This window comes from Serratia sp. JUb9 (assembly GCF_014298095.1).
GTDB classification, from domain to species: Bacteria; Pseudomonadota; Gammaproteobacteria; order Enterobacterales; family Enterobacteriaceae; genus Serratia_B; species Serratia_B rhizosphaerae.
Genome location: NZ_CP060416.1, coordinates 5,026,715 through 5,038,687 on the forward strand (window position 1 = coordinate 5,026,715; position 11,973 = coordinate 5,038,687).

Below are 11,973 nucleotides of genomic sequence, written 5' to 3' on the forward strand. Positions count from 1 at the left end.
GTTACTGGCCCTGCATTTGCTGTTGCTGCTGTTTAATTTGCTCCGCTACCTGCAGCAGGCTGGCTTCTATCTTGGCCAGGCCGGCGGCCGGGGTGAACAGGCAGGGCTGATGCTGGCTGAATAACCGCCGCTGTTCCGCCAGCCGCTGCATCAGCGTATCCAGTTCCTCCAGCAGTTCCGGCGGCGTGGCGCTGGTCTGTTTGCCCGGCAGCGCCAGCAGCGACGGCTGGCGGCTGACGTCCAGCACGGTCAGGTGCTGCTGCTCATCCACCTCTAAATCAATCTGCTGCGCGAAACCAATGCCGTTGAGCTTGGCGCGCACCTCGCCGCCTTTTTGCAGCCAGCTTTCCAGCGTGCTGCTGTCGATACTCAAATGGTTAACCTGAATATCATGCAGCTGCAGCGGCTTTTGCAGCAACAGCGTCAGCGTGCCGCTGCCGAGTGATTCACCCAGCGCGTATTGCGGTTTACGGCTGAACATGCCGCCTTTTTTCACCAGGCTGATGGCCCGGCGATCGCTTTGCTGTTGTTGGTGCTGCATCCAGCGGGTATGCAACTGCTGCAACTGGAGCAGTAACGTCTGTTGCTGATAGGCCTGCTCGCTCAGCAGTTGGTCAATTTGTTGCTGCATCAGCTTCATGGAGGCCAGATCGTGCCACAGGCAGTCTTTCAGCAGCATCAGATCGATCGGGGCAATGGCTTCGCGGCCGCTGAAGAAGGCGCAGGCCTGCAGTAAGCGCAGCGCTTTTTTCCAGCGTCGGTCGGAAACATAGGGCGCCTGTTCAAGCGCATCCAGCCGCTGGCGCAGCAGGAATATCAGTTCAAAGCAGTTCTCCGGCAGCTGAATTTTATCGATCTGCGCCTGCCATTGCCGGAACTCCTCATCGCTGACGCTCAGTGCTTCCGGCACCGGGTTTTGGTTTTCACTTTGCCGGTTGGTCAGCAGCGAGCGGAAGTTCTGCTTATCCTGCACCTTGTCCAGCCACAGACGGATCAGCATGCGGTCATACAGTGCCTCCAGGCTATTGTCGGCCTCCGGCAGTTCATTCGAGGCGGCGACCAGCAGGCGCAGCGGTATCGGCTCTTCGCTGTTGCCGTTGCGGAAGCGGCGTTCGTTAATCGCGGTCAGCAAGGTATTGAGAATGGCGGGGCCAGCCTTCCAGATTTCATCGAGGAACACGATTTCCGCTTCCGGCAGGTAGCCGTCGGTCAGGCGCTGGTAGCGCCCTTCGTCTTTGAGCGCCTGAATGGAGAGCGGGCCGAATACTTCCTCCGGCGTGGAGAAGCGGGTCATCAGGTATTCAAAGGAGCGGGCATGGCGGAAGGCGAATTTGAGGCGGCGGGCGATCAGACTTTTTGCAATACCCGGCGGCCCGAGCAGAAATACGCTTTCGCCGCTTAACGCCGCCAGCAGGCAGAGCCGGATGGCTTCCTGACGTTCATAAAGGCCGCTCTCAAGCGCGCTGCTGAGCCGGGAAATTCGTTCTGCCAGTAGTGATGAAGACGCCATAAGATTTTTCGCGTTGTCCGAGATAAATTAGCCAATCTTGTCCGAATGGGCGATGATAAACCACCATCATTTTTAATGGTATAGCTGGTTGATTAGCCAAAACTTTCTATTATCAAATGTATTGTTTGCTCACACTTTGTCGTTTTTCTGAGACATTTTATAGAGTAGGCAACCTAAGGAATTCGTGCATACTGTGCGGTTTTTAGTGGACGTAATGGATCTTGGAGCCCGTCTTGGCGGATGCAGCGCTAACGGTTGTTCTAATCAAGAAAACGAATTATGAGCACAGAACGTAAGCAGTCCCTGGCGGCGGTAACCTTGGCGGCTATCGGCGTGGTGTATGGCGATATTGGCACCAGCCCGCTTTATACCCTGAGAGAGTGTTTTTCAGGTCATTATGGTTTTGATGTCCGGCCCGATGTGGTGTTTGGCTTCCTGTCGCTGATTTTCTGGATGCTGGTCATTATTGTCTCGCTGAAATACCTCACCTACGTAATGCGGGCGGACAACGCCGGTGAAGGCGGTATCTTGACGCTGATGTCGCTGGCCGGGCGCAATACCTCGGCGCGCGCCACGGCGGTGCTGGTGATACTCGGCCTGATTGGCGGCAGCTTCTTTTACGGCGAGGTGGTGATCACCCCGGCGATCTCGGTGATGTCAGCGATCGAAGGTCTGGAAATCGCCGCGCCGGCGCTGGATCCCTATATTGTTCCGCTGGCGATTCTGGTGCTGACGCTGCTGTTTATTATTCAAAAGCACGGTACCGGCAGCGTGGGCAAACTGTTTGCTCCGGTAATGCTGATCTGGTTCCTGACCCTGGCGCTGCTCGGCGTGCGCAGCATCATCGATAACCCGGAGGTGCTGCAGGCGCTGAACCCGAAATGGGCGCTGAACTTCTTCTTCGAATATAAGAAAGTGTCGTTCTTTGCCCTGGGGGCGGTGGTGCTGTCGATTACCGGCGTTGAGGCGCTGTACGCCGATATGGGCCACTTCGGTAAATTCCCTATTCGTCTGGCCTGGTTCACCGTGGTGTTGCCGTCGCTGGTGCTGAACTATTTTGGCCAGGGCGCGCTGCTGTTAAAGAACCCGGAAGCGATCAAAAACCCGTTCTTTCTGCTGGCGCCGGACTGGGCGCTGATTCCTCTGCTGATTTTGGCCACGCTGGCGACGGTGATCGCCTCGCAGGCGGTGATCTCCGGCGTCTTCTCCTTAACCCGTCAGGCGGTGCGTCTGGGCTATCTGCCGCCGATGCGCATTATCCATACCTCGGAAATGGAGTCCGGCCAAATCTATATCCCGGTGATTAACTGGCTGCTGTATATCTCGGTGGTGCTGGTGATCGTCAGCTTTGAACATTCGAGCAATCTGGCTGCGGCCTACGGCATTGCGGTAACCGGCACCATGGTGCTGACCAGCATTCTGGTGACCTCGGTGGCGATTAAAAACTGGCACCTGAATCGCTTCCTGGCGGTGGGCATATTGATAGCTCTGTTGCTGATTGATGTGCCGATGTTCTCTGCCAACGCGCTGAAGCTGTTCTCCGGCGGCTGGTTGCCGCTGACCATCGGCCTGATGATGTTTATCGTCATGACCACCTGGAAGAGCGAACGTTTTCGCCTGCTGCGCCGTATGCATGAGCACGGCAACTCCCTGGAGGCGCTGATCGCCTCGCTGGAGAAATCGCCGCCGGTGCGGGTGCCGGGCACCGCGGTGTTTATGTCGCGCGCCACCAACGTGATCCCGTTTGCGCTGCTGCACAACCTCAAACATAACAAGGTGCTGCATGAGCGTGTGGTGCTGCTGACGCTGCGTACCGAAGATGCGCCGTACGTCCATAATGTCCGGCGGGTCACCATTGAGCAGCTGTCGCCGACCTTCTGGCGCGTGGTCGCCAGCTACGGCTGGCGAGAAACGCCGAACGTCGAGGAGGTGTTCCACCGCTGCGGCCTGGAGGGTTTACCGTGCCGTATGATGGAAACCTCATTCTTTATGTCGCATGAATCGCTGCTGTTGAGCAAACGGCCGTGGTATCTGTTCTTGCGCGGTAAGCTGTTTATTGCGCTCAGCCGTAATGCGCTGCGGGCGCCGGATCAGTTTGAAATTCCGCCGAACCGGGTTATCGAGCTGGGAACGCAGGTCGAAATATAAGGTTCCGTTATCTCTTCTCTCGGGGGCGTCGCATGCGGCGCCCCTTCTTTTTTACCTGCGTTGCCGTGCTGATATCGAAACGTTTCGATAGCGATCACATTTCCACGCTATGTCGGTTGCCTTCCTTTGTTGTTTTTTTACACTCCACGACAAGCGAAACGTTTCGCTGGTAAAGAATAAGTGGAGCGAAAGAAATGAAAAAAGGCGTGCTGCTTAATGCCGACATCTCCGCGGCGGTTTCCCGTCTCGGCCATACCGACCAGCTCACCCTGTGTGACGCCGGTTTGCCGATCCCGGCCGGCGTTGAGCGTATCGATGTGGCGCTGATGGCCGGCGTGCCGACTTTTTTACAGCTGTTTACTGCGGTCACGCAGGAAATGCAGGTGGAAAGTGCCATGTTGGCCGAAGAGCTCGTCACGCAAAACCCCTCGCTCCATAGCGCTCTGTTGGCGCAACTGACGCAGTTGGGGCAGCAGCAGGGAAATACCATCAGCGTGCGCTATATCAGCCACGGCGATTTCAAAGCGCAAACCGGGCACAGCCGGGCGGTGATTCGCAGCGGGGAATGTTCGCCCTATGCGAACATTATCCTGTGCGCCGGCGTAACTTTCTGAGGTATTTATGCAACCTTTATTGCAACTGACCGGGATAGATAAGGCGTTTCCCGGCGTGAAGGCGCTGTCCGGGGCGGCGCTCAGCGTGTACCCCGGCAGGGTGATGGCGCTGGTGGGCGAAAACGGCGCCGGCAAATCCACCATGATGAAAGTGTTGACCGGCATCTACAGCAAAGATGCCGGCAGCGTGCGTTTCCTCGGTAAAGAGGTGGCGTTTCACGGGCCGAAAGCGTCACAGGATGCGGGCATCGGCATTATTCATCAGGAGCTGAACCTGATCCCGCAGTTGACCATTGCGGAGAACATCTTTCTCGGCCGCGAATTCGTTAACCGCTTTGGCCGTATCGACTGGAAACGCATGTACGCCGAGGCTGACAAGTTGCTTCAGCGTCTTAATCTGCGTTACAGCAGCCACCGTCTGGTGGGGGAACTGTCGATTGGCGATCAGCAGATGGTGGAAATCGCCAAGGTGCTGAGCTTTGAGTCGCAGGTGATCATTATGGATGAGCCTACCGACGCGCTGACCGATACCGAGACCGCCTCCTTATTTAAGGTGATCAATGAACTGAAAGCGGCAGGCTGCGGCATTGTGTATATCTCGCACCGGATGAAAGAGATTTTCGAGGTCTGTGATGACGTTACCATCTTCCGCGACGGCCAGTTTATCGCCGAGCGGCCGGTGAATGAGCTGCAGGAAGAGCGGCTGATTGAAATGATGGTTGGCCGTAAACTGGAAGACCAATACCCGAGGCTGAACCTGCCGCGCGGCAACAAACGGCTGGAAGTCAGCCAGTTGTCTGGCCCCGGCGTGCATGATGTCAGTTTCACCCTGTATCGCGGCGAAATTCTTGGCGTTGCCGGGCTGATGGGCGCCGGCCGTACCGAATTAATGAAAATCCTCTACGGCGCGGCGACGCGCAAGAGCGGCAGCGTGCGGCTGGACGGCCGCGAAGTGTTGTGCCGTTCGCCGCAGGACGGGCTGGCAAACGGCATCGTTTATATTTCCGAAGACCGCAAGCGCGACGGCCTGGTGCTCGGCATGTCGGTCAAAGAAAACATGTCATTGACCGCGCTGCGCTATTTCAGCCGCACCGGTGGCAGCCTGAAACAGGCTGAGGAACGGCAGGCGGTAGGGGATTTTATTCGCCTGTTTAACATCAAAACCCCGTCAATGGAGCAGCCGATTGGCCTGCTTTCCGGCGGCAATCAGCAGAAGGTGGCGATTGCCCGCGGGCTGATGACGCGGCCTAAGGTACTGATCCTTGATGAACCGACGCGCGGCGTCGACGTCGGGGCGAAAAAAGAGATTTACCAGCTTATCAACCAGTTCAAGCAAGAAGGGCTCAGCATCATTCTGGTGTCTTCGGAGATGCCGGAAGTGTTAGGGATGAGCGATCGCGTACTGGTGATGCATGAAGGCCACATCAGCGGTGAGTTCCCGATTGAGCAGGCCACTCAGGAAGCGTTGATGGCCGCGGCCGTCGGCAAGCAATACGGCGCAAAGCAGGAGTAATTAACTATGAGTTCTCAGACTATCGCAACCAAGCGCTGGTTCAGTAAAGAATGGCTGTTGGAACAGAAGTCGCTGATTGCGCTGCTGGTGCTGATCGCCGTGGTGTCGTCCATGAGCCCGAACTTTTTCACGCTCAATAACCTGTTTAACATTCTGCAGCAGACCTCGGTCAACGCCATCATGGCGGTAGGGATGACGCTGGTGATCCTGACCTCCGGCATCGATCTGTCGGTGGGATCGCTGCTGGCGCTAACCGGCGCGGTGGCGGCCTCGATCGTCGGCCTGGAAGTCAACGCGCTGGTGGCGGTTGCTGCGGCGCTGGCGCTGGGGGCCGCGGTCGGCGCCTGTACCGGCGTTATCGTCGCCAAAGGTAAGGTGCAGGCGTTTATCGCCACTTTGGTGATGATGCTGCTGCTGCGCGGCGTCACCATGGTTTACACCAACGGCAGCCCGGTGAATACCGGCTTTACCGATGTGGCCGACGCGTTTGGCTGGTTCGGCATCGGCCGTCCGCTGGGCGTGCCTACGCCGATCTGGATTATGGCGATGGTGTTTATTGCCGTCTGGTACATACTGCAACATACCCGTCTGGGCCGCTACATCTACGCGCTGGGAGGCAATGAAGCGGCGACGCGCCTGTCCGGTATCAGCGTAGGTCGGGTCAAAATCATCGTGTATTCACTGTGTGGCCTGCTGGCGGCGCTGGCCGGGGTGATTGAAGTTGCACGCCTGTCTTCGGCGCAGCCTACCGCCGGCACCGGTTATGAACTGGACGCCATCGCCGCCGTAGTACTGGGCGGCACCAGCCTGGCCGGCGGCAAGGGGCGTATCGTCGGCACCCTGATCGGCGCGCTGATCCTCGGCTTCCTGAATAACGGACTGAATCTGCTGGGTGTTTCTTCCTACTACCAAATGATCGTCAAGGCGGTGGTGATACTGCTGGCGGTACTGGTAGACAATAAAAGCAACAAGTAACCTCCCCTACAGGAATAATGACCATGAAAATGAAAAAAGTAACGATGCTGGTTTCCGCGGTGGCGCTCAGCGCTACCCTGAGCGCCAATGCGTTGGCGAAAGACACCATCGCGCTGGTGGTCTCCACGCTGAATAACCCGTTCTTCGTGTCGATGAAGGATGGCGCGCAGCAGGAAGCCAACAAGCTGGGTTATAAGCTGGTGGTGCTGGATTCGCAGAATAACCCGGCGAAAGAGTTGGCCAATGTGCAGGATCTGATGGTGCAGAATCCAAAAATGCTGTTGATCAACCCGACAGATTCCGATGCGGTCGGTAATGCGATTAAAATGGCCAACCAGGCGAAAATTCCGGTCATTACGCTGGATCGCGTGGCGTCCAAAGGCGAGGTGGTCAGCCATATCGCGTCCGATAACCGCGTCGGCGGTAAAATGGCCGGCGACTTTATTGCCGACAAAGTCGGTGCGGACGCCAAAGTGATCCAGTTGGAGGGCATTGCCGGCACTTCTGCCGCCCGTGAGCGTGGTGAAGGCTTCAAACAGTCGCAGGCGCAGCACAAGTTTAAGCTGCTGGGCAGCCAACCAGCGGATTTCGACCGCACCAAGGGGCTGAACGTGATGCAGAACCTGCTGACGGCGCACCCGGACGTGCAGGCGGTGTTCGCTCAGAACGATGAAATGGCGCTGGGCGCACTGCGCGCGCTGCAAACCGCCGGGAAAAGCGACGTAATCGTCGTCGGCTTTGACGGCACCGCCGACGGCGTTAAAGCAGTTGAGAGCGGTAAGCTGGCGGCAACGGTGGCGCAGCGTCCCGATCAAATCGGCGTTATCGGCGTAGAAACCGCGGATAAAGTGCTGAAAGGCGAAAAAGTGGCGGCAACCATTCCGGTTGATTTGAAACTGGTCACCCAATAAGAGTCATACCCGCGCCATCGGAACAGACGTGCCGATGGCGTGCAGTTAAAGGAATCCATGCGATGGAAACAGGAAAACTGGTGGTGCTGGGCAGCATCAATGCCGACCATATCCTTAATATTGAGCAATTTCCCCGCCCGGGCGAAACGGTGATCGGGAAACAGTATAAGGTGGCGTTCGGCGGCAAAGGGGCTAACCAGGCGGTGGCCGCTGGCCGCAGCGGCGCCGATATTGCCTTTATTGCCTGCGTGGGCGCCGACGACGTTGGCGAACGGGTTCGCCGGCAACTGGCGACCGATCGCGTTGATACGCAATCCATCGAAGCCGTTGAAAACTGCACCACCGGCGTGGCGCTTATCTTCGTCAATGGCGAAGGTGAAAACGTGATCGGCATTGATGCCGGAGCCAATGCGGCATTGACGCCGGACTATCTGGCGAGCTATCAGCAGCGGGTGATCGATGCCGATGCCGTGCTGATGCAGCTTGAATCACCGCTCGATACGGTGATCGCCGCTGCGCACCTGGCCAAACAGCATCAGACGCGGGTGATCCTCAATCCGGCGCCGGCGCGTGAACTGCCGGACGAGCTGCTGGCGATGCTGGATATGATCACGCCCAATGAAACCGAAGCCGAGCGTCTGACCGGTATTGCGGTGGGCAATGAACAGGATGCCGCGCGTGCGGCACAGGCGCTGCATCAAAAAGGCATTGATACGGTGCTGATTACACTCGGCAGCCGCGGCGTGTGGTTGAGCGAACGCGGTGAGGGCAAATTGGTACCGGCCTTTAAGGTTGAGGCGGTTGACACCATCGCCGCCGGCGATACCTTTAACGGCGCGCTGCTGACGGCGCTGCTGGAAGGTAAAACGATGCTGGAGGCCGTACGTTTCGGCCATGCCGCCGCGGCGATCGCCGTCACGCGTCCGGGTGCGCAGCCTTCCGTGCCCTGGCGTGAAGAGATAGACGCCTTTTTGCAACGGCAGGAGTAAGTTTTTGGCCACCATGAAAGATGTCGCCCGTTTGGCGGGCGTATCAACCTCAACCGTGTCGCACGTCATTAATAACAACCGTTTTGTCAGCGATGCGGTGCGAGACAAAGTGATGGCGGCGGTTGAGCAGCTGAACTATGCGCCTTCGGCGCTGGCGCGCAGCCTGAAGCTCAAACAGACGCATACCATCGGTATGCTGGTGACCGCCAGCAATAACCCGTTTTACGCCGAAGTGGTGCGCGGCGTGGAACGCAGCTGTTACGAACGTGGCTATAGCCTGATTCTGTGTAACACCGAGGAAGATGCGGCGCGGATGAACCGCAGCATGGAAACGCTGTTGCAAAAACGCGTCGACGGCCTGTTGGTCATGTGCACCGAAAACCATCGGCCGTCGCCGGCGAACCTGAGCCGTTATCCGTCACTGCCCATTGTGATGATGGACTGGGCGCCTTTTGAAGGGGCGAATGACATTATTCAGGACAACTCGCTGCTCGGTGGTGAAATGGCTACGCAACATCTGATCGCCCGCGGCTACCGGCAGATTGCCTGTATTGCCGGGCCGCAGGATAAAACCACCGCGTGCAACCGTCTGGAAGGTTACCGCCGCGCGATGCGGCAGGCAGGATTGCCGATCCCAGCGGGCTATGAAGTGCATTGTGACTTTGAGTTTGAAGGTGGCGTTCGCGCCATGCAGCAACTGCTTGCCTTGCCGGCACCGCCGCATGCGGTGTTTGCCGGTAATGACGCGGTGGCGGTCGGCGTGTATCAGGCGCTGTTCCAGGCCGGGCTGCGCGTGCCGCAGGATATGGCGGTGATGGGGTATGACGATATAGAACTGGCGAAATATCTGGCGCCGCCGTTAAGCACCATTCATCAGCCGAAAGACTCTCTGGGAGAGCTGGCGATCGATGCGTTGATCAATCGCCTGCAGAACCCACAGCGTGCGGCACAGGTGATGGTGTTGACCCCGGAGCTGGTGGAGCGCGCCTCGGTCGGCCAACTCAACTGACTTTGGCGCGTTTCTCCTTGCCGGTGATCAAATTGCGACCGTCTTTTTTGCGCAGCAGCATAAAGACCAGCGCGGAGACGGCGCTGACGATACCCATGGTAATAAAGGTATAGTGGAAGTGGTCGATAATGGTGCCCAGCGACAGTGAATCATAAAAGCGCAACACCGCCGCGCTGACTGCCACGCCGAAACTGATGGAAAGCTGCTGGGTTACCGCCAGCACGCTGTTGCCTGAGCTGGCGTTGGCGTCGCTCAGATCGCCCAGGCTGATGGTATTCATCGCCGTAAACTGGGTCGACATCGCCATCCCCAGTAAAAATAGCGGAATAATCAGCAGCCACAGCGGCATCCCCGGGCTTTGCAGCGCAAACTGCGCAATCAACACGCCGATAATCACCGTAACGCCAATCAGCGTACTGCGGTAACCGAACCAGCGCAGCACCTGAGACACGGTCGATTTAGCCAGCAGCGAGCCGATGGCGGTCGGCGCCATCATACAGCCGGCAATAATCGCCGAGTAACCGAAGCCAACCTGCAGCATCAGCGGCATCAAAAAGGGAATACAGCCGGTGCCAAGGCGTGAGGCTACGTTGCCGGCAATGCCGACAGAGAATGTGCGTGTCTTGAATAAATCCAGGCCAATCAACGGCTGCGTACGACGACGGGCATGGGCGATATAGCCTGCCAGCATCACAAACCCGCCTAAAAATACGCCCAGCGAGATATAACTGGCCAGCACGCGTTCGCCGAACAGCTCCAGGCCGGTGGATATCATCACCAGACTTAAACCGAACAGCATAAAGCCGAGGAAATCAAACGGCCGTTTTGGCGTGGTGAAATCCGGCATATATTTGCGCGCATAAAAAATGCCGAGCAGGCCGATAGGGATATTAATCAGGAAAATCCAGTGCCAGGTGGCGTAGGTCACCAGCCAGCCGCCGAGCATCGGGCCGAGGATCGGCCCCACCAGACCGGGCATGGTGACAAAATTGAGTACCGGCAATAGTTGGCTGCGCGGATAGGCGCGCAGTAGCGCCAACCGCGCCACCGGCATCATCATCGCTCCGCCGACGCCCTGAATAACGCGGGACATGACCAGGAAACTAAGGCTGGGAGAGAGCGCACACAATAATGATCCCAGCGTAAACAGCGAAACGGCGAAGATAAACACCCGCCGCGTGCCGAAGCGGTCGGCCAGCCAGCCGCTCACCGGAATAAGCATGGCGACGGTCAGGGTATAGCTGATGACCGCCGACTGCATGGCCAGCGGCGAACGTTCCAGACTATGGGCGATCGCCGGTAAGGCGGTGTTGAGAATGGTGGCGTCCAGCGCCTGCATAAAGAACGCCATAGCGGCGATCCAAGGCAACCCTGCCATACTGCGTGCGTTTTTCGTCATTATTTTCCTGCTTAATCCTGGGTAAATCCCTTCTTCTATATAGAAGAAGGATTTTTTTCGCCTAACAGAGTCTGGCATGCCTTAAAGGCGGCCTGGGCGTCTTTGGCCAGGATGGCGTCGACAATATCCTGGTGCTGCTGCAGCTTGATCACCTCATTATTGGTTATCGCCCTGAAATAGCTCTGGTATACGGAACTGAACAGATTAGAGAACGAGATCAGGAAAGGGTTGCCGCTGGAAGCGTAAATTAGCTGGTGGTATTGCGTGTCCACCTGTATCCAGCGTTCGCGGTCAAAATCATCGTGCAGGGCGCGCATTTCCGCCATCAGCGCCGTCAACTGCGCTCTTTGTTCACCGTCAGCCTGTATGGCGGCCAGTGAACAGGCCTGCGGCTCCAGCGACGTACGCAGAATAAGGAAGTGCTGCATGACCTGATCGAAGTTTTCCCGCGTCATCCACCAGGTCAGCAGCTCCTGGTCGAGGAAGTTCCAATGATTTTGCGGCATCACCCGCGTCCCGATACGCGGTCGCGGCAGCAGCATGCCTTTGGCCGCCAATATTTTTACCGCTTCCCGTACGGCGGTGCGGCTGACGCCAAATGTTTCTCCCAGCTCCATTTCACCGGGCAGAATGCTGCCCGCTTTAAATTCGCCGGCCAGAATCTGTTGGCCGAGTTTTTCTGCCAGTAAATAAGAAAGATTGCGTTGTGCGGCCTGTTGTTGAGCATTTAATTGCATGGCTGCGGGTCCTTGGCTTACGTCGTTACTCTTATTTTACTCTACTGAGCGCGGGGTTTTATGGCTGTTTGTCGGAAAAAGTGATGTAAAAATGCGCTTTTTAGCCCCTTTTGCTGAAAAATAACGCAGTTGAAAAGTTTTTTGAAATTAGGGGTTGCGGCGTTCTGA

General features: G+C 57.3%; 10 protein-coding genes. 7 read left to right on the plus strand and 3 right to left on the minus strand.

Translation table 11 applies throughout. The annotated features are described in order from the left end of the window. Position 1 precedes the first annotated feature (1 nt). Complete coding sequence (gene ravA / locus HF675_RS23640; protein ID WP_105233133.1) at positions 2-1,510, minus strand: ATPase RavA; 1,509 nt, start codon at positions 1,508-1,510, stop codon at positions 2-4. Between the two features lie 279 nt (positions 1,511-1,789). Here ravA and kup point away from each other — a divergent pair, with 279 nt between their 5' ends. The 7 genes from kup to rbsR all read left to right on the plus strand — a co-directional run bounded on the left by kup (position 1,790) and on the right by rbsR (position 9,669). After that, the gene (gene kup, locus HF675_RS23645) at positions 1,790-3,658 is read left to right on the plus strand and encodes a low affinity potassium transporter Kup (protein ID WP_105233132.1); all 1,869 of its coding nucleotides are present in this window, start codon (positions 1,790-1,792) and stop codon (positions 3,656-3,658) included. A gap of 194 nt (positions 3,659-3,852) precedes the next feature. Then, complete coding sequence (gene rbsD, locus HF675_RS23650) at positions 3,853-4,272, plus strand: D-ribose pyranase (protein WP_105233131.1); 420 nt, start codon at positions 3,853-3,855, stop codon at positions 4,270-4,272. A gap of 7 nt (positions 4,273-4,279) precedes the next feature. Further along, positions 4,280-5,785 carry a ribose ABC transporter ATP-binding protein RbsA gene (rbsA, locus tag HF675_RS23655; protein WP_105233130.1) on the plus strand — a complete coding sequence of 502 codons (1,506 nt, stop codon included), beginning with the start codon at positions 4,280-4,282 and terminating at the stop codon, positions 5,783-5,785. A 6-nt stretch (positions 5,786-5,791) separates the two neighbouring features. After that, positions 5,792-6,760, plus strand: a complete 969-nt coding sequence (gene rbsC, locus HF675_RS23660) for a ribose ABC transporter permease (RefSeq protein WP_187043865.1) — start codon at positions 5,792-5,794, stop codon at positions 6,758-6,760. A gap of 23 nt (positions 6,761-6,783) precedes the next feature. Continuing rightward, entirely contained in the window at positions 6,784-7,671 is an 888-nt protein-coding gene (gene rbsB, locus HF675_RS23665; protein WP_105233128.1) for a ribose ABC transporter substrate-binding protein RbsB, read from the plus strand. Positions 7,672-7,733: 62 nt separating this feature from the next. Continuing rightward, entirely contained in the window at positions 7,734-8,660 is a 927-nt protein-coding gene (rbsK, locus tag HF675_RS23670) for a ribokinase (protein WP_187043866.1), read from the plus strand. Between the two features lie 4 nt (positions 8,661-8,664). Next, positions 8,665-9,669 carry a ribose operon transcriptional repressor RbsR gene (gene rbsR / locus HF675_RS23675; protein WP_187043867.1) on the plus strand — a complete coding sequence of 335 codons (1,005 nt, stop codon included), beginning with the start codon at positions 8,665-8,667 and terminating at the stop codon, positions 9,667-9,669. Here the strand turns inward: rbsR and mdtD are convergent. Then, the gene (mdtD, locus tag HF675_RS23680; protein WP_187043868.1) at positions 9,662-11,068 is read right to left on the minus strand and encodes a multidrug transporter subunit MdtD; all 1,407 of its coding nucleotides are present in this window, start codon (positions 11,066-11,068) and stop codon (positions 9,662-9,664) included. The two genes, rbsR and mdtD, sit on opposite strands and share 8 nt — an antisense overlap. A gap of 35 nt (positions 11,069-11,103) precedes the next feature. After that, a complete protein-coding gene (locus HF675_RS23685; protein WP_105233124.1) occupies positions 11,104-11,805 on the minus strand; it encodes a FadR/GntR family transcriptional regulator in 702 nt (233 codons plus the stop codon). Positions 11,806-11,973 lie beyond the last annotated feature (168 nt).